Here is a 17161-nt window from a genome sequence, read left to right as displayed (position 1 = left end):
CCCGGCTGACGGTGCGTCACACCCTAGGAGCAGGGCCCCCGTTGGCCTAGACCTCTGGCATGCCCCGGCCGGTCGCTTGTCGGCCGTTCTCCGCTCCGCCCGGGCAGTCCTCCGCAGCCCCGCCCGCCCCGGCTCCCCCACCCTTCGCACATCCACGCCACACCACCCACTCTTCTTCCCCACCTCCCCCTCACCACCTGGCCGGAACCGGGCGGTCCCCCTCCGCTCACACCCCGTCACCCGCACAGCGCCACCGCCTCGCCGACCACCGCCGCCCGTGCGAGGTTGAACGGAGAACCGGCAGACCGCAGCGAGAGGAGCAGACGCGATGTCATCCAAGCGACGCCGCAAGAAGAAGGCCCGCCGCAAGCACGGCGCCAACCACGGCAAGCGGCCCCAGTGCTGACCTTGCTCTGAACCCGGACCGGCCGTGCCACCCCCTCGAAGGGCGGCACGGCCGGTCCGCGTCAGATCCCGTACCGCACCAGCACCTCGGCCGGCGGGCGGCCGGTGCGGCGGGCGTGGGTGAGGCGCGCGCGGACCTCGTGGAGGGTGCGGGGGCGGTAACCGGGGCCGCCGCAGCAGGACTTGTGGAAGCCGATGCCCGCGTTCAGCAGCACCGAGAGGGTCCGCCAGGCGGCGGTGTCGCGGCGGCGGGGCGCGGCGAAGGCCGAGCCGACGTGGATCAGCGGCTCGGCGCAGCGCGGGCAGGCGCGGTTGCGCGTGCGGTCGTAGGGCTGCTTGTAGGAGGCCCGGCAGGGCAGGCAGACATAGCTGGTCTTCGCGTGCGCCATGCCCCGGAGCCTAGGTCCGATCCCCGTTCCGTTCGACGGAATTTCCCGCCGCCTCCGCGCGGGGGTTCACCTATGCTCGGCCCGTGAACAGCGCCCTGGTCCTGATCGACCTGATGCCCCGGATCGTCGCCCTCCCGCTCGCGCCGTACGACGGCGAGGAGGTGCTGGCCCGCTGCCGGCGCCTCGCGGAGGCGTTCCGCGCGCAGGGCCGGCCGGTGGTGCTGGTGCGGGTGGACCGTCCCGGAGTGGCCGAGCAGCCGCCCGGGAGCGGCTTCGCCGAGGGGCTGGTGCTCCCCGGGGACGTCACCGTGGTGAAGCGGACCGTGGGTGCCTTCCAGGGCACCGGCCTGGACGAGCGGCTGCGCGAACTCGGCGTGGACACCGTGGTGTTGGGCGGACTGGTGACCACCATGGGCGTGGAGTCGACGGCGCGGGCCGCGAGCGATCTGGGCTACGAGGTGGAGTTCGTCGCGGACGCCATGTCGGGCTTCGCGGCCGACGAGCACGAGTTCGCGGTCGGCCGGGTCTTCCCCCGCTTCGGCGAGGTCCGGCACACCGCCGACTTCACCGGGTGACCGTCCGTCAGGGCTGCTGCTCCAGGTGGGCGTAGACCACGGTGTTGTCCTGGTAGCCGCCGTGGGCCCGGTCGTAGCGGCCGCCGCAGGTGATCACCCGCAGCTCGGGCCGGGGGGCCGGGGCGTAGACCCGGTCGCTGGGGAAGGCGTCGCGGGGGTGGTTGGCGACCACGTCCACCACGAAGCGGGCCGTGGCACCGTCCGTCCGGTCCACCAGGACGGCCTGACCGGGCGTCAGGGTGGCCAGCCGGTACAGCGCGGCGGGGCCGCGCCCGGTGTCGACGTGCCCGGCGAGCAGCGCGGTGCCGGTCTCGCCCGGGCTGGTCCCGGCCGCGTACCAGCCGGCCAGCGCGGTCTCCTCGGAGGCGGGCGGCTGGAGCGAACCGTCCGCGCCGAGGGCCAGCTCGACCAGCGGGACGTCCACCTCCAACGCCGGGATGCGCAGCCGCCGCGGCACCGACCGGCCCATCCCGTGCACCACCCCCGGCACCGCCGGCGCCACCGGCACCACCACGGCCGGCACCGGCACCGCCCCGGGCACCTCGGGCACCGGCGGCAGCGCGGACGGCGTGCCCAGCCCCACCCCCCACGCACCCAGCGCCAACAACGCCGAGGCCAGCGCGAGCACCCCCGGCAACCTGCGGCGCCGCCCGGCCCGTCGCGCGGCCCGGCGTCCGCCTCCCAAGGCGGTGGCCATCGGGCTCACCTCCTCTCTGTACGGGCCGGTGCGACGGGAAGACGCCGCACCGGCCCGAACCGACGAAACGTCAGCGCGGCTGCCCGGCCTGGCGGCGGCGCAGCGCCAGTGCGCCGCCGGCGGCCAGCACGGACCCGGCGCCGAGGGTGACCGCGAGCGTCGTGGAACCGCCGGTCCGCGACGGACCGGTGCCCGCTCTCACCCCGCCGTGCGGCATCGGCACGGCCGGCGACGGGCCGGTCACCGGGGGCGGGGTCCCGCCCGGCACGGCGGCACTCCCGCCGACAGCAGCGGCAGCGGTCCCGCTGGGGAGGTCCTCACAGGCCTTCAGGTCCTTGTCGCGGTCCAGCCGGTTGGGATCCCCGGCCCGACGGTCGAACTCGGCCTGAGCCTCCTGTTGCGTCTTGAAGTCCTTGCAGTCGAGGTCCTGGGCGTGGGCCACCCCGGCGAGCGGCAAGACGCTCGCCGCAAGCAGAACGGCGGCTCCGGCGAAGGTACCTGTGCGCATGTCACGTACTCCTGTAGGTAGGGCGACTTCTCCTGAGTCTCACCGTACGTATCCTGACCATGACCACCAGTTGCGCTCCGCCGCTGGTGGGAGCGCACGCCGGGGCGCGCATCCGCCGCGCCGGGACGAGAGCCGAGAGGAGAGCCGATGACCTCCGTCCTGGTGGTCGGCGCCGGGCCGACCGGACTGACCCTCGCCTGCGGGCTGGCCCGGCAGGGCGTCCGGGTCCGGATCATCGACAAGTCCCCTTCTCCACCCACCGGTTCGCGCGGCAAGACGCTCAACCAGCGCAGCCGTGAGATCCTCGCCGACCTCGGGCTGGACGGGGTGCTGACGGACTCCGGCTTCACCCGGCTGCCGTTCCGCAAGTACTTCGACGGGGAGTTCGTGGCGGAGGGCGACCCCTTCGACGGCCGGCCGGTGCCGGCCGGCACGCCGTTCCCGACCCCGCTCTGGCTGCCGCAGCCCCGGGTGGAGGAGCTGCTGCGCGAGGCGCTCGCGCGCCACGGGGTCGTGGTCGAGCAGGGCAGCGAGCTGACCGGGCTCACCCAGGACCGCGACGGCGTGACGGCGGAGCTGGCCGACGGGCGGCGGCTGCGCGCGGCGCACCTGGCCGGCTGCGACGGCGGTCGCTCCACCGTCCGGCGGCTGCTCGGCGTGCCGTTCGTCGGCGAGGGCGACCCGGAGCCGGCCATGGTGGTCGGGGACGTGCGGCTGACGGGGCTGGAGCCGGACGCCTGGTACCAGTGGTTCGGCGCGGCCGGGGCGCTGATGCTCTGTCCGTTCCGGGACAGCCCGGTCTGGCAGCTCCAGGCGAGCCCGGAGACCGACGCCGGCGGACGGCCCGTCCCGCCCTCCCCCGAGGGCTTCCGACGGCTCGTCAGGGACCGCACCGGCCGGGCGGACGTCCGGCTCACCGAGGTCGGCTGGCTCTCCAGCTGGCGGGTCAACCTGCGGATGGCCGAACGCTACCGGGAGAACAGGGTGTTCCTGGCCGGGGACGCCGCGCACGTCCACCCCACGGCGGGCGGCCTCGGCATGAACACCGGCATCCAGGACGCCTGGAACCTCTCCTGGAAGCTGGGCCACGTCCTGCGCGGCCTCGCCTCCCCCGCCCTGCTGGACACCTACCAGGAGGAGCGGCTGCCGGTCGCCGCGTGGACCCTGGAGGCCAGCGGGGCGGGGATGGCCGCCGTGCTCGACGGCATCCGCACCCCCGGGGTCGGGGTGGAGGCGGCCGGTGTCGCGGACCTCACGGGGCTGGCCGTCGGGCACCGCGCGAGCAGCCTCTCCGCAGACCACCTCGACGGCCCGGTCCGCGCGGGAGACCGCGCCCCTGACGCCCCGTCCGAGGGCACCACCCTGCACCGGCTGCTCGCCGGCGACTCCTTCACCCTGCTCGGCTTCGACGCCCCGGCCCCGCCCGGCCTGCCGCCCTCCGTCCGCACGCTCCCGGTCACCGACCCGGCCGCCCGGGCGGCGTACGGCATCAGCGGCCCGGCCCACGTCCTGGTCCGCCCGGACGGCCACCTCGCCCTGACCGCCCCGGCCGACGCACCGGGCCTCGTCACCGACTACCTGCGGCGGCTCTGACCCGTTGTCAGGCCACCGTCACCCCAGCAGCTTCACCCAGCGGCTTCACCCAGCGGGTCCAGACCGGCTCGGGCCCGTAGCCGGCCGCCCGCCAGGCGTGCTGCGCGAGCTCGTTGTGGTCCAGCACCATCGCGTCCGCCCGCCGGCCGCCGAACGCCGCGAACCGCTCCTCCACCGCGGCCAGCAGCGCGGCGGCGATGCCCTGCCGCCGCAGCTCCGGGTCCACCGCGAGCCGGTAGAGGTGGCAGCGCCAGCCGTCGTACCCCGCGATCACGGTGCCGACCACCGCGCCGTCCCGTTCGGCGACGATCAGCGCCTCCGGGTCACGGGCGATCAGGCGCCCGACCCCCTCGGGGTCGTCGGTGATGCTGGTGCCCTCCGCAGCCCTGGCCCAGAAGGCCAGCAGCTCGGGGATCTCGTCGGTGCTGGCGGGGCGCAGTCGTAGGTCGCTCATGCCGGGCATGTCTACCAGCGCCGCCCCACCCGGACGAGCGAATTCCACCTGCCGGGACGGGCCACCGGGCCGCCCGCGTGCCGCTGCCGTGTGGCGGCCGCGCTGCGTCCGTGCTGCGGCCGGATGACGGGCGCGTGACGGGGCGTCAGATGCCGTAGGGTCTGGCACACCCGGCCGCCGGGGCGCGTTCCGCAGCTGGTCAGTGCGGTGGCGGCACCGGCGTAGGATCCGGGCACGGGTGAGAGGGAGGCGCGGAGCATGGGTGTGGCCACGGCGGACGAGCAGGTCCTGCGGGGGTTCGTGCGGGAGCAGACCGAGCTGGCCCCGGTGCCGTTCGTGCCGGAGGTGCTGCTGCACCAGGCCGCCTCGGCCATCGCGCTCTGGGAGCACACCGAGGAGAGCAAGGGGCAGGCCGACCTGCCGCCGCCCTTCTGGGGTTTCGCGTGGGCCGGCGGCCAGGCGGTGGCCCGGTACGTGCTGGACCACCCGGAGGTGGTGGCGGGCCGCCGGGTGCTGGACCTGGCGGCCGGTTCGGGCCTGGTCGCGGTCGCGGCGGCCCTGCGCGGGGCCGCGAGCGTGACGGCGGCCGAGATCGACGCCTACGCGGTGGCCGCGATCGCGCTCAACGCCGAGGCCAACGCGGTGGAGCTGGACGCCGTCCTGGCGGACCTGCTCGGCGGGGACGGCGCACCGGCCGAGGTGGTGCTCGCCGGGGACGTCTTCTACGAGCGGGCGATGGCCGACCGGGTGCTGCCGTTCCTGACCCGGGCTCAGGCGCGCGGCGCGCTGGTGCTGGTCGGCGACCCGGGGCGGGCGTACCTGCCGCGCGGCGCCTTCACCGAGGTGGCGGTCTACCCGGTGCCGACGGCGGCGGACCTCGAGGACAGCAAGGTGAAGACCACCACGGTCTGGCGCCTCGACGGCTGACGGCTCCTCACCGCTCCCCCGCCGGGCGGCGGGGGCTACGTACCGTTTCGATACCGAACCGGTGATGAGCTGCGGAAACGCTCGCGAGCCCGGGTCGCTCCGAGTAGCATCCGGCTCACGCCCTCCGGCGCCGTACCCCGTGTCGCGCTGCCCGGTGGGCACACCCGTGGGGGCCCGAACTGTGCCGCCCGCGTACTCCTTTTTTTGCGCGCGCCGGTGCTGTCGCGCGCAAGACGGCGGAAGGCAGCGACTTGGCGGATCGGCTCACCGGAGGGGACTCCTCGCTGCTGCGTCGGATCAACGCCGCGGTCACCCTGCGGGCGCTGCGCGACGGACAGGCCGTCACCCTGACCCAGCTGGTCGGGGACACCGGGCTCTCCCGGCCGACGGTGGAGGGCGTGATCGAGGGGCTGATCGAGGCCGGCTTGGTCGCCGAGGTCGAGCACTCCCAGGACACGGGCCGTCAGCGCGGCCGCCCCGCCCGCTGGTTCCGCTTCCGCGCGGAGGCCGGGCACATCCTGGGCATCGAGATCGGCGTCCACGACATCCGGGTCATCCTGGCCGACCTCACCGGCACCGTGCTCGGCAGCCACGCCAAGCCCGCCGTCGAGACCCTCGAACCGGAGGAGCGCCTCACCCTGGTGCGGGCCACCGTCGCCGAGGTCCTCCGCAAGGCCGGGGTCTCCCGGGACAGCCTCTGGGCGGTCGCGGTCGGCAGCCCCGGCATCGTCGACCGCGAAGGGAACGTCAAACTCGGCACCGCGATGCCGGGTTGGACCGGGCTCGACCTCGGCGCCCGGCTGCGGCGCTCGTTCCGCTGCCCGGTGATGATCGAGAACGACGCCAACCTGGCCGCCATCGCCGAACACTGGCAGGGCGCGGCAGTCGGCAAGGGCGACCTGGTCTTCGTGATGGCCGGCCTGAGCCCGGGCGCGGGCTCCCTGATCGACGGGCGGCTGCACCGCGGCTTCGGCGGCGCGGCCGGCGAGATCGGCGCCCTCCACCTGCTCGGCCAGGAGGCCACCCCCGAGCGCCTGCTCTCCACCACCGGCAAGCCGCTCGACCCCCTCGACGAGGCGGCCGTGGCCCGGGTCCTGCGCCTGGCCCGCGAGGGCGACGAGGTCGCCATGGTCGCCATGGACCGCTTCCTGCGCCGCCTGGTCCACGACGTCGCCGCCCTGGTCCTCGCCCTCGACCCCGAGATCGTGGTGGTCGGCGGCTGGGCGGCCGGCCTCGACGACGTCCTGGAACCCCTGCGCGAACAGCTCGCCCTCTACTGCCTCCGCGCCCCCGACGTGGCCCTCGCCGCCCTCGGCACCGAGGTGGTCGCCATGGGCGCCCTCCGCGTCGCCCTCGACCACGTCGAAGACCAACTCTTCGCAGTCGACTCACCCCGCTGACCCTACGCGGCCCGAAGGGCGGTCAGGGGCGCGGGGCTCTGCTGACATGCGGCTCCGCCGCGTGGGCGCGAGTCGGAAGAACGAAACCCGTGTGCCGGGTACGGACGCTCACTTGCAAGTGAACCTCCGTACCCGGCACACGGGTCTATGTCTTCCGACTCGCGCCCACGCGGCGGAGCCGCATGTCAGCAGGGCCTCGCGCCCCTGACCGCCCTCCGGGCGGTCCGAGCGCGGTCCGAAGGACCGTCAGGAAGCAGCGGCGGCCGCGCCGACCGGCTGCTTCTCCTGGACCGGGGTGACCTCGACCAGGCCGGTCTCGCCGAAGGTGAGCTTGCAGGTGTCGGCACGGTAGGTGGCGACCGAGAGCGCGGCGAGGCGGCCGGCGGCGGCGTACTGGGTGGTGACCACCAGGACCGGGGTGCCCGGGGGGCGCTCCAGCAGGCCGGCCTCCTCGGCCTCGGCCACGCCGAGTTCGACCGCGCGGGACTCCCCGTCGATCACCAGGCGCTCCAACTGACGGAACACCAGCCGCGCCAGCTCCGCCTCACCCTGGGCCGCCCCGCCGACCACCCGCGGCAGCGCCCGCAGCGCGGCGTCCGGCACGTGCAGCGACTCGGTGGCCATCGCCCGGCCCTGCACCAGGCGGACCCGGCGGACGGTGTGCACCAGGCTCCCGGGCTCGACCCCGAGCGAGAGCGCGAGCTGCGCGGTGGCGGGGGCGCTCTCGCAACCGACCTCGCGCCAGGCCTGACTGCGGCTCACACCGGGCCAGCCCTCCTCGCGGCGGCTGACCGGGACGCCGACCCGGGGGGCGGCGATCAGGGTGCCGATGCCGCGGCGGCGGACCAGGCGGCCCTCCAGCTCCAGCTGGTCGAGCGCCTGCCGCAGGGTGGCCCTGGCCACGCCGAAGCGGGCGGCGAGCTCCCGCTCGTTGGGCAGCACCTGACCGGTGGAGAACTCCGAGTCGATGGTGCGCACCAGGACCGTACGCAGGTGCCAGTACTTCGGCTCCGGTACTGCCGTGAGCTGGTTCTGACCCACCGTGTCCTCCGCCCTGAAGGTCGCCGGGCCTGCCCCACGCCCGGTGTTCTGGCAGGTGGGAGGGGCGGGCTTTATCCGTCCTTCTTTATTAAAGGTCTTTGCAGTAAGTGACAGTAGGGCTTGCCCGCCGAGATGGTCAAGACCAATGCGCACCCTTGACCCGGCCCGGACAAGACTTCACAGGGCGTTCACGACGCGCACCCGTCACCGCACCGCCTTCCACCCGCCACCCGGGCGGCCGGATACCCTTCCCCGGTGACTCTTGTTGTGACTACCGCGAACGTGAACGGCATTCGGGCCGCCGCCAAGAAGGGCCTGCTGGAGTGGCTCTCCGCCACCCAGGCGGACGTGATCTGCTTCCAGGAGGTCCGCTCCGAGCACGGCCAACTCCCGGCCGAGCTGCGCGAGTTGGACGGCTGGCACGCGGTCTGGGCCCCCGCCGCGGCCAAGGGCCGGGCCGGGGTGGCCGTCCTCTCCCGGCAGGAGCCGACCCGCACCGCGATCGGTTTCGGCTCGGCCGAATTCGACAATTCGGGCAGGTATGTCGAAATCGACCTCCCGGGTGTCACGGTGGCGAGCCTCTACCTCCCCTCCGGCGAAGTCGGCACCGAACGGCAGGACGAGAAGGAACGCTTCATGGCGGAGTTCCTCGTCCACCTCACCGACCTGCGCAAGCGCGCCGAGGCCGAAGGCCGCGAGGTCGTCGTCTGCGGCGACTGGAACATCGCCCACCAGGAGATCGACCTCAAGAACTGGAAGGCCAACCAGAAGAGCGCCGGCTTCCTCCCCGAAGAGCGCGCCTGGCTCACCCGCGTCCTCACCGAGGCCGGCTACGTCGACGTCGTCCGCACCTTCCACCCCGACCAGCCCGGCCCCTACACCTGGTGGTCCTACCGCGGCCGCGCCTTCGACAACGACTCCGGCTGGAGGATCGATTATCTGATGGCCAGTCAGAAACTCGCGGCCACCTGCACCCAGACCTATGTCGAACGCGCCGCCTCCCACGCCGAGCGCTGGTCCGACCACGCCCCCGTCACAGCGGTCTTCGACCTCGGCCAACTCCCGTAGAACTGGCGGAAGACGGAGAGCGCCCGCGAGCCGCAGGGGGAAGGCCCGGCCCCACCAGGCGGCGGTCGACGTCTGTGACCGGCCCGGTGATTCCCTCGCGCCTGGCCTCGTCGGACAGGGTCGCCTCGTCCAGGAGGACGGCCAGGGTGTCTCTTTTGTAGCGACCTCCCGATGGCCCGCTGGACCGCTGGAGGCCGCCACCGGGTAGTCCCGGTGGCGGCCTCCAGCGGTGTGTGGTGGGTCAGCCGATGCGGATGAGTCCGGCGGTGGCGGTGTAGCCGAGGTTGAGCAGGACGGTGAGGACCGGGCAGGGGCCGGTGCAGGTGGCGGTGCACACGGTGGTGGAGCCGACCTTGAAAGTGACGGTGGCGCCGGGGACGGGCTTGTCGGTGAGGGTGGCCGACAGGTTGAGGTTGATGCTCAGCTGGCCGGGGGCGATGGAGAGCAGCAGCGGGTTCGCGGTGAGCTTGGTGGTGTCCTTGGTGTAGGGCGAGGCCCCGCCGCTGGCGAGGGTGGTGACCGTCGCCCCGGTGGCCGGGTCGACGCCCAGGACGTCGGCGTAGCCGGAGGGGATGTGGAGCAGCGAGGCGGGGCCGGCCGCGTGCGCGGGAACGACCGGCAGCACCGCGGCCGCGGTGCCGAGGAGCGCGGTGGCCGCTGATCCTGCCACGACTCGCCGCAGCCTTCTCCAGCTCCCCGGGCGTATCGCGGTGGAGTGGGTGGTCGGTGCCATGTCTTCCGCCTCTTGCGGGATGCGGAAGCCCGGCCGAGCGGACGGACTCCGTCGAATCACGCTAGTTTCACGGCACTTGACGAACGGTCAGATGAACGATGGTGGCTGTTTCCGCTCATCGACAATCAGAATCTGATCATCGCTGGTGGGTCGGCAGTCACCGCGACCCGGCCTGCACCCGCGGTCCGCGCCGAACGTGTCGGGCGGGCCGCGGGTGCGGTTCTTCGGGTGGTGCGGCGGGGCTACTTCTTGTCCGCGCCGTCCTTGCCGCCCTGGTTCATCATGCCGCCGAGGGCGCTGAGGTTGCTGGCACCGCCGGTGGCCACGGCCGGTATCGCCTTGGCGGCCGCGTCGGCAGCGATCTGCGACATCTTCTGCAGGTGCTCGGTGGCGGTCTTCAGGGCTTCCTGGCCGCGTTCGCCGGCGGCCTTGTCGTTGCTCGCGGCGGCTTCGATGCCCTTGGTGAGCACCTGGCTGACGGTGTTGATGCCGCTCATGTCGCGGAACAGGTTGGCGGTGGCGATGGCCTGCGCCGTCTGGAGCCCGACCGGGTCGGGCATCGCCGTCATCGGCGTGTACCTGGCCTCGGAGGGGCTCAGGGCGGCCACCTTGGTGTCGAGGTTCTGCGCGCGGGAGGCGGTGGAGACCGGGGCGATGTCGGCCGGGGTGATCTGGATCGGCGAGTCCTTCCAGTTCCAGAACCGGGTGAGGTCGATCTTCTCGGCCGAGTTGGCCCGGCCGAGGACGGCTTCGGCGAAGACGCCCTTGGTGGCGATGGCGACCGTGTTGGTCACCGGCGTCCCGTAGGCGGTGGCGGTCGCCTTGCGGGCGTTGGTCCACGCCTCGCGTTCCTGCTCGCTGGTGAAGTTCCACCGGAAGCCGAGGTAGTTGCCGGTCGTGGCGACCGGCTTCGGGTCCAGCACCGTGCCGAGCAGGACCGGGGGCGCGGTCGAACCCGCCGGTGCGTAGGAGTAGTTGGCGAGGATGCGGCTGAGGGTGAGCTCGTCGGCGTTGGCCCACACGGCCTGGCTGTAGTGCCGGCGGTTGTCGTTCAGGTGGTCCAGGACCACCTGCGAGACGTTGCCGCCGCGCACGTAGAAGCCGAGCGAGGAGACGTAGGTGCGGCTGCCGGTCTTCACCGTCGCGCCGAACAGCCCGCAGACGGCCGAGGCGCCGCCGGCGTCCTCGGTCAGGTCGGGCGGTGTGGTGGTGGTCTCGGCGATCCCGAAGTTGGCCACGCCGGAGGTCATCGTCAGGCGCAGTCCGGCGAGGCTGCCGCGGGCGGCGGTGCCGGACCAGGCGTCGACGGAGATCAGCTTGTCGGCGCCGCCGAAGGTGTAGGAGGCCTGGCGCAGGACACCGGAGCCGCCGGTGTCGCCGCAGCGGGCGGTCTGGCCGGGGAAGACCACCTGGATGCTGCGGATCCCGGCGTCGTCGTACCAGACGTCGATCCTGGAGGCGTAGGGAGAGTCGGCCTTCGGCTGGAAGTCGAACGGCGCCGGGGTCTCCCGTGACGTGTTGAGATATCGCGTCATCGTCCCGTCGTTCTTGAGGAGCCAGTAGTCCCCGCCGACGGCCGAGACGACGGCTGCCGTCCCTGTCGTGGCCGTCCTGAGCACGGGGTTGGCGGACTGGCCCCAGGACGCCGCGCCGGGCTCCAGCACGAGGGTCGCCGTGTTGTCGTTGCTCTTGAAGACGCCCCAGAGCGCCCCGTCGGCGGTGGCGAACAGGCGGGTCGGGCTCCCGGTGGCCCGTTCCGACCAGCCGGCGCCGGTGCGCTCGTAGATCTTCCCCTGCCGGCTGTACCAGACCTTGCTTCCGGCGGCGGCGACCTCGTCGGCCTGGACGTTGAGGGGCTGCCAGGTGCCGTTCTGGGGGTGCTGCCAGAGCGTGTTGTCGCCGCCGACGATGTAGAAGGTGCCGTCACCGCCGCAAGCCAGGCTCAGCCCCTTGAAGCCCACCGAGTCGGCCTTCCAGGTCGTCCCGTCGAAGCGTACGACCGTCTTGTCGGCCCGCAGCCCCCAGACGGTGTCCTTGCCCGGCACGATGCGGTTCAGGCCGTTGGGCAGGCCGCTGGTGGGCATCGGGTTCCACTGCCGGGCCACCGGGTCGAACCGCACCGGGCTGCTGTCGGCCTTGCGTATCCCGTACACGCCCATCGGGCCGCCGGCGATGTCGGCCAGGTCCACCCCGTCGAAAGCCTGGAGCGGGAGCGCCTCGGGCGCGGTGAGCGCGTCGAGCTTGCGCTGGGCGGTCTCGAACGGGTTCGCCGCCCGGATCCTCGCCGCCCACTCGGCCGGGGCCACCGAGGCGAGCACCTCCTTGTACCGCTGGAGGCTGGAGTAGGTGAAGGTCAGCTCCTGCAGCGGGATGAACAGGCAGCGTTCCAGCTTCGTCGGCTTGGTCGTCACGCTGTACACCTGCACGACCTCGTAGTACTGCACCGACATCGCGTGCATGTGGTTGTAGTTGGTCACGACCCGGGTCAGCACCTGGTCCTTCTCCGCCTGCGACGTCTCACGCACCACCGTCATGTTCCGGCTGCGCGCGGCCGTCGCCAGCTGCTGGGTCCGCGCGCTGATGCGCTGCGACGCCTCCTCCGCCACCGACTTCACCCCGGTCGAGCGCGACACCGCGCTCGAGAAACCCGTGTTCGACGAATTGCTCCAGTTCCCGCCGATGCCGGCGCCGAACCACGCGATGCCGGCACTGCCGCCGGAACTGGAGGACTTGCTGTGCTGGAAGCCCTGCGAGTCCCCGTGCTGCTCCTCGCGCGCGATCGCGTTCGCGAGCTCGCTGATCGAGCGGTTCTGGTCGGTGGTGGAGGAAAGGGTGTCGGCCTCGGCGGTCTTCTCGGTACCGGTGGCCTTGGTGGTGCCCTGCCAGTCGACGACCGCGACCTTGGTGCTCTCCCCGGGCGCGAGGGCGAGGCTGTGCAGAAGGCGGCCGAGCGTGACGCCCTGAGCCGACCAGCTCTGCTCCGTCGTGACGATCATGCCCTCCGCCGGCTTGTCGTAGAACGGCAGGTTCTCCTCACCGAGGTCGATCGCACCCGTCAGCTTGCGGGCCGGCTTCGCGTTCGGGATGTCGGTCAGCACCACCGAGCTGTACCGGACGATCTCGGTGGGGTAGTTCCCGGTGGTCGGCAGCAGATCCTTCGGCGTCGCGCCGTCCAGGCTCGCCCGGTCCACCTCGATCGCGGGCGACGCACCCGTACCCGCCGGGGTGGTCGCGGTCGCCGGCGCGGCCGCAGGTGCCGGAGCGGTAGCGGGCGCCGGGACGGTGCTGGGTGTTCCTGGGCTGGCGGTGGTCATGACGAATCCCGTCTGCGGAGGATGGATGAGGGCGGCACGGCAGGGCACCCGGCACCAACTGCCCACGGTGCCAAGGAGAGTGACGCCTTCCGGATCGGAAACCTACACAGAGTGATCGCAGGAGCGGCACACTTTGACGGGAATGGCCCAAAACAGTGCCCGAACCAACTGCCCTACCGCAGCGCGCATCGAAAGCACTGCCCTGGTGGCGGGAGAAGAAGCAGGGCCCCGGCCGTGTCGTTGACCAACGCGCAGTGGGCGCGGATCGAGCCGTTGCTGCCGGGCCCTGTCCGCTCGGTCCGACGCCGAAGGCGACCCGGACTGCATGGCCGCAAACGCGGAACGGCGGGACGGGGGCCCCGTCCCGCCGTTCCGTCACGCCCGGGGCCGAACGCGGTCCGTCGGCCGGGCGGCGCAGGGCGCTCCGGTCAGTGACCGACGCGGAAGGTCGCGTCCTGCCGTTCGGTGGCCGTCGAGATCGGGTCGATGCGCAGGACGTAGTTGGAGTGCCGGAGGTAGCGGGTCGGGAAGTTGTGCGAGCGGAAGGAGGACCAGGTGGAGTCCGCCAGGCCGGCCGTGCGGTGGAAGGTCGCGTCCGCCGCGAAGGTCGAGGTGCCGTCGTTGACGTCGAGTCGCAGCTCGTAGTTGTAGTGCCGCAGGTAGCGGGTGGGGTAGTTGACGGACTGGAAGGACACGGCGGAGCTGTCGGCGAGGCCGGGCACCAGCTTCCACAGGGAGTCGGTGTACGGGTTGAACGGGTACGCGTCGATGCGGCCGACGTTGTCGGCGTGGCGGACGTAACGGTCCGGGAAGTTGTAGGACTTGAGCCGGTTCCAGTCCGGTGCGCCCCACTTGGCGAGCAGGTTGTCGTACTCGGCGGCGGTGATGGTCGTGATGCCGCAGTGCTTGGAGTTGAGCGGCTGGGTGTAGGTCCTCTGGTCGAGGGCGGTCCAGGTGCCGGCCGCGAGGTCGGAGGTCTGCCAGGCATAGAAGACGCCGTTGGGGGTGTAGGTGTCGCCCCACATGTACCAGGTGTTCGAGGTCAGCGACTTCACGATGGCCGGGGCCTCGGTGCCGCCGTGGTCGGTGGGGGTGCCGAAGACGGTGAAGCTGCCGGGAGTGAGCGACGTGGACCTGGTGCCGTACAGCTTCCCCTGCCCGTTGTTCTTGAAGTACATGTAGTTGACGCCGCCCACGCCGACGGTCATCGTGGCGTCGATGGCGTCGTAGCCGGGGTCGAAGAAGACCTGCGGGGCGGAGGCCGTGACGAAGTCGCTGGTGTAGTTCACCATGATCACGTTGTGGCCGCTGGCGTTGACCGCCGAGTAGAGGACCGCGTACTGGCCGCGGCCCGCGTCCCAGAACGACTCGGGCGCCCAGCTGTGGGTGGCCATGCCGTGCAACTTGAGGCGCCGGTAGCCGGTGAAGGTGCGCAGGTCGACCGAGTCCCAGACGTGGATGTACTGGCTGTTGTAGTTCCAGTCGGTGCCCTTGAGATCGGTGGCGAGCACGACGAAGGTGCCGTCCTGCTTGCGCAGGACGAACGGGTCGCGCAGGCCGAGGGCGCCCGCCGTGGGTATCGCGACGGGGTTGTTCCGGTTCAGCGGAGTCCACTCCAGCGCGTCGCGGCTGACCGCGAGGTGGAGGCCGTAGTCGGTACCCGCACCGAGGTCGTTCGACTCGGTGAAGTAGCACATCACGTACGCCGCATCGGCCGCGTGGGCGGTGCCCGCGCCGAGGCTCAGCACCCCGGTCATCGCCAAGGGAGTGGCGGCGGCCAGGCCGAGGACGGTGCGACGGGACGGCTGCGCCGGGTGGGGGGCTGCGCTCATCGGGACTCCCTGGGGCGGTACGGGCACGGGTGGAACGGCTGGGTCGCCGTCGGGAGAGTGTTAACGCTAACAATTCGGCGGGCAAGAGACCTGACGCGCCGTTACCCGATCGTGACACGAGGGTGCCGTCCAGGAGTACGACGACGCCACCCTGGGTGGACGCGGAGAGGTCGTTGCCGCCGGCCATGTCAGTGGACGTGCGACTCCGCCGGCGCCCTGGCCACCAAGAAGAACCAGGCCTGGCGCCTGACCGTCAAGGGCTGAACCACGACAGGGCCGGGCCCGGACCGGCAACCCGGCACCCGACCCACTCCAGAGCCATTCGCCGGCCGGGGCAGCCGATCAGACCGGTCGCACCGAAGCGCTTAGGCGCTCACCTCCGCCCCGTCAACATCCCTGACGGGACGGGTTTCTGATGACGCCTCAGCAACGGGAGGGTTTCGGCGGGGTGCTTGACGACCCCTCATGCCCCATGGTTTCCTCCGTGCAGCACGCCGGATGTTCGACTTTCAAATTGTTAGCGCTAACAAAGCGCCACAGATCCGGTGCGCCCCCACCCCGCAGGGGTCACGCCTTGCCGCCGCCTCGGACGCGCCGTGCCCGGTTTCCGCACGCACCGAGAAGGGCCGATCCCTGCCCAAGTCGCCCCTAGGAGGGTGCAGATGAACGCTCTCGGTACAGCTCCGCGAAGCTCGACACAGCGAGGATGGCGGCCTCGGATGGCCGCCCTGCTCTCGATGGTCTTCGTGGCCGGCTTCCTGGCCATGGTGAACCCGTCGTCCGCCTCGGCGGCTTCGGTCGACACCGGCAAGTGGTACGTGCTGGTCAACCGCAACAGCGGCAAGGCGCTGGACGACTACAACTTCGCCACCGCCGACGGTTCGCCCGTCGTCCAGTGGAACCGCAACAACAACGAAGCCCAGCAGTGGCGCTTCCTGGACTCCGGGAGCGGCTACTACCGCCTGCAGAACCGGAACTCCGGCAAGGTCCTGGACAACTACAACTGGTCCTCCGCCGACGGCACCGACATCGTCCAGTGGAGCGACCTCAACGCGACCAACCAGCAGTTCCGTCTCGCCGACTCCGCCGACGGCTACGTCCGCCTCCTGAACCGCCACAGCAGCAAGGCACTTGAGGTCCAGAGCGCCTCCACCGCCGACGGCGGCAAGATCGTCCAGTACGCCGACTGGGGCGGCGGCAACCAGCAGTGGCAACTCGTCCCCGTCGCCGACGTCTCCACCGGCGCCTGCGCTCTTCCGACGACCTACCGCTGGACCTCGACGGCTCCGCTGGCGGAGCCGGCGAACGGGCAGCTCGCGCTGAAGGACTTCACCACCGTGAAGTACAACGGCAAGAACCTGGTCTACGCGACCACCTCCAACGGAACGTCGTGGGGCTCGACGGCGTTCAGCCCCTTCACGAACTGGTCGGACATGGGAGCGGCCACCCAGACCGGGATGAACCAGCCCGCGGTGGCGCCCGAACTGTTCTACTTCGCACCCAAGAACGTCTGGGTGATGGTGTCCCAGTGGAGTCAGTGGCCGCTCTACTACCGCACGTCCAGCGACCCCACCAACCCCAACGGCTGGTCCGCCGCACAGCCGCTGTTCACCGGCAGCCTCCCCGATGGCCCCCAGGGCCAGAAGGAAGCCCCGATCGACCCGACCATGATCGCCGATGACCAGAACATGTACCTGTTCTTCGCCGGTGACAACGGCAAGATCTACCGGGCGAGCATGCCGATCGGGAACTTCCCCGGCAGCTTCGGCTCCTCGTACACGACGGTCATGAGCGACACGGCGAACCTCCTGTTCGAGGCGCCGGAGGTCTACAAGGTCAAGGGCCAGAACCAGTACCTCATGATCGTTGAGGCGCAGGGGTCGAACCGCTACTTCCGCTCGTTCACCGCCTCCAGCCTGAACGGTCCGTGGACGGTCCAGGCCGGCAGCGAGAGCAGCCCCTTCGCGGGCCAGGCCAACAGCGGTTCCACCTGGGCCCAGGGCGTCAGCCACGGTGACCTGGTCCGCGACAATCCTGACCAGACCATGACCATCGATCCCTGCAACCTGCAGTTCCTCTACCAGGGCCTTCTCAAGAACGTCCCGGCGGGCACCGAGTACCTGGCCCTGCCGTACCGGCCGGGCCTGCTCACCCTGCAGCGCTGAGCCGCCTGCTCCACGGTGATCACGATGAGGAACCCCAGCCGTACATCGGCTGGGGTTCCT

Annotated in this window: 15 protein-coding genes; 7 read left to right on the top strand and 8 right to left on the bottom strand. The window is 71.9% G+C overall.

Annotated elements, in window-relative coordinates:
* Window positions 1-328 precede the first annotated feature (328 nt).
* On the top strand, window positions 329-406 hold the full coding sequence (locus ACZ6ZR_RS01995) for a 50S ribosomal protein bL37 (protein ID WP_380149272.1): 78 nt from the start codon (window positions 329-331) through the stop codon (window positions 404-406).
* A 61-nt stretch (window positions 407-467) separates the two neighbouring features.
* Here the strand turns inward: ACZ6ZR_RS01995 and ACZ6ZR_RS01990 are convergent, their stop codons facing one another.
* Window positions 468-794 (bottom strand): deoxyxylulose-5-phosphate synthase, encoded by a 327-nt coding sequence (locus tag ACZ6ZR_RS01990; protein WP_465638370.1) that lies wholly within the window; start codon window positions 792-794, stop codon window positions 468-470.
* Between the two features lie 83 nt (window positions 795-877).
* On the opposite strand from ACZ6ZR_RS01990, the gene ACZ6ZR_RS01985 reads away from it, so the two are divergent.
* Window positions 878-1369, top strand: coding sequence for an isochorismatase family protein (locus ACZ6ZR_RS01985; protein ID WP_465638368.1), 492 nt, complete (start codon window positions 878-880; stop codon window positions 1367-1369).
* A gap of 7 nt (window positions 1370-1376) precedes the next feature.
* On the opposite strand, the gene ACZ6ZR_RS01980 is transcribed toward ACZ6ZR_RS01985, so the two are convergent.
* On the bottom strand, window positions 1377-2066 hold the full coding sequence (locus tag ACZ6ZR_RS01980) for a class F sortase (RefSeq protein ID WP_465638366.1): 690 nt from the start codon (window positions 2064-2066) through the stop codon (window positions 1377-1379).
* 70 nt (window positions 2067-2136) lie between these two features.
* On the bottom strand, window positions 2137-2574 hold the full coding sequence (locus ACZ6ZR_RS01975; protein ID WP_465638364.1) for an excalibur calcium-binding protein: 438 nt from the start codon (window positions 2572-2574) through the stop codon (window positions 2137-2139).
* A gap of 147 nt (window positions 2575-2721) precedes the next feature.
* On the opposite strand from ACZ6ZR_RS01975, the gene ACZ6ZR_RS01970 reads away from it, so the two are divergent.
* The gene (locus tag ACZ6ZR_RS01970) at window positions 2722-4167 is read left to right on the top strand and encodes an FAD-dependent monooxygenase (RefSeq protein WP_465638362.1); all 1446 of its coding nucleotides are present in this window, start codon (window positions 2722-2724) and stop codon (window positions 4165-4167) included.
* A 7-nt stretch (window positions 4168-4174) separates the two neighbouring features.
* Here ACZ6ZR_RS01970 and ACZ6ZR_RS01965 read toward each other — a convergent pair whose 3' ends face one another.
* On the bottom strand, window positions 4175-4630 hold the full coding sequence (locus tag ACZ6ZR_RS01965; RefSeq protein WP_465638360.1) for a GNAT family N-acetyltransferase: 456 nt from the start codon (window positions 4628-4630) through the stop codon (window positions 4175-4177).
* A 249-nt stretch (window positions 4631-4879) separates the two neighbouring features.
* Here ACZ6ZR_RS01965 and ACZ6ZR_RS01960 point away from each other — a divergent pair, with 249 nt between their 5' ends.
* Together ACZ6ZR_RS01960 and ACZ6ZR_RS01955 are read left to right on the top strand one after the other, a co-directional pair.
* Complete coding sequence (locus tag ACZ6ZR_RS01960; RefSeq protein WP_465638358.1) at window positions 4880-5548, top strand: class I SAM-dependent methyltransferase; 669 nt, start codon at window positions 4880-4882, stop codon at window positions 5546-5548.
* A gap of 251 nt (window positions 5549-5799) precedes the next feature.
* Window positions 5800-6948, top strand: coding sequence for an ROK family protein (locus tag ACZ6ZR_RS01955; RefSeq protein ID WP_465638356.1), 1149 nt, complete (start codon window positions 5800-5802; stop codon window positions 6946-6948).
* A gap of 246 nt (window positions 6949-7194) precedes the next feature.
* Here ACZ6ZR_RS01955 and ACZ6ZR_RS01950 read toward each other — a convergent pair whose 3' ends face one another.
* On the bottom strand, window positions 7195-7989 hold the full coding sequence (locus tag ACZ6ZR_RS01950) for a GntR family transcriptional regulator (RefSeq protein ID WP_465638355.1): 795 nt from the start codon (window positions 7987-7989) through the stop codon (window positions 7195-7197).
* Between the two features lie 255 nt (window positions 7990-8244).
* Between ACZ6ZR_RS01950 and ACZ6ZR_RS01945 the strand changes: the two genes are divergently transcribed.
* A complete protein-coding gene (locus ACZ6ZR_RS01945; protein ID WP_465638353.1) occupies window positions 8245-9057 on the top strand; it encodes an exodeoxyribonuclease III in 813 nt (270 codons plus the stop codon).
* A 241-nt stretch (window positions 9058-9298) separates the two neighbouring features.
* Here ACZ6ZR_RS01945 and ACZ6ZR_RS01940 read toward each other — a convergent pair whose 3' ends face one another.
* The 3 genes from ACZ6ZR_RS01940 to ACZ6ZR_RS01930 form a co-directional block, all read right to left on the bottom strand.
* Complete coding sequence (locus ACZ6ZR_RS01940; protein WP_465638351.1) at window positions 9299-9727, bottom strand: hypothetical protein; 429 nt, start codon at window positions 9725-9727, stop codon at window positions 9299-9301.
* Between the two features lie 305 nt (window positions 9728-10032).
* Complete coding sequence (locus ACZ6ZR_RS01935) at window positions 10033-13104, bottom strand: hypothetical protein (protein ID WP_465638349.1); 3072 nt, start codon at window positions 13102-13104, stop codon at window positions 10033-10035.
* Window positions 13105-13532: 428 nt separating this feature from the next.
* A complete protein-coding gene (locus ACZ6ZR_RS01930; RefSeq protein ID WP_465638348.1) occupies window positions 13533-14936 on the bottom strand; it encodes a glycoside hydrolase family 43 protein in 1404 nt (467 codons plus the stop codon).
* A 719-nt stretch (window positions 14937-15655) separates the two neighbouring features.
* Here ACZ6ZR_RS01930 and ACZ6ZR_RS01925 point away from each other — a divergent pair.
* Entirely contained in the window at window positions 15656-17101 is a 1446-nt protein-coding gene (locus ACZ6ZR_RS01925) for a non-reducing end alpha-L-arabinofuranosidase family hydrolase (RefSeq protein ID WP_465638346.1), read from the top strand.
* Window positions 17102-17161: the final 60 nt, after the last annotated feature.

This window comes from Kitasatospora sp. NPDC088742 (assembly GCF_055584905.1).
Note: the sequence above shows the minus strand (reverse complement) of the source record. Positions and strands in the feature narration are given on the sequence as shown.

Bases quoted from the DNA above. Each gene is read 5' to 3' on its own strand.
- ACZ6ZR_RS01995 (WP_380149272.1), top strand. From the start codon at position 329: ATGTCATCCAAGCGACGCCGCAAGAAGAAGGCCCGCCGCAAGCACGGC.
- ACZ6ZR_RS01990 (WP_465638370.1), bottom strand. From the start codon at position 794: ATGGCGCACGCGAAGACCAGCTATGTCTGCCTGCCCTGCCGGGCCTCC.
- ACZ6ZR_RS01980 (WP_465638366.1), bottom strand. From the start codon at position 2,066: ATGGCCACCGCCTTGGGAGGCGGACGCCGGGCCGCGCGACGGGCCGGG.
- ACZ6ZR_RS01975 (WP_465638364.1), bottom strand. From the start codon at position 2,574: ATGCGCACAGGTACCTTCGCCGGAGCCGCCGTTCTGCTTGCGGCGAGC.
- ACZ6ZR_RS01970 (WP_465638362.1), top strand. From the start codon at position 2,722: ATGACCTCCGTCCTGGTGGTCGGCGCCGGGCCGACCGGACTGACCCTC.
- ACZ6ZR_RS01965 (WP_465638360.1), bottom strand. From the start codon at position 4,630: ATGCCCGGCATGAGCGACCTACGACTGCGCCCCGCCAGCACCGACGAG.
- ACZ6ZR_RS01960 (WP_465638358.1), top strand. From the start codon at position 4,880: ATGGGTGTGGCCACGGCGGACGAGCAGGTCCTGCGGGGGTTCGTGCGG.
- ACZ6ZR_RS01935 (WP_465638349.1), bottom strand. From the start codon at position 13,104: ATGACCACCGCCAGCCCAGGAACACCCAGCACCGTCCCGGCGCCCGCT.
- ACZ6ZR_RS01930 (WP_465638348.1), bottom strand. From the start codon at position 14,936: ATGAGCGCAGCCCCCCACCCGGCGCAGCCGTCCCGTCGCACCGTCCTC.
- ACZ6ZR_RS01925 (WP_465638346.1), top strand. From the start codon at position 15,656: ATGGCCGCCCTGCTCTCGATGGTCTTCGTGGCCGGCTTCCTGGCCATG.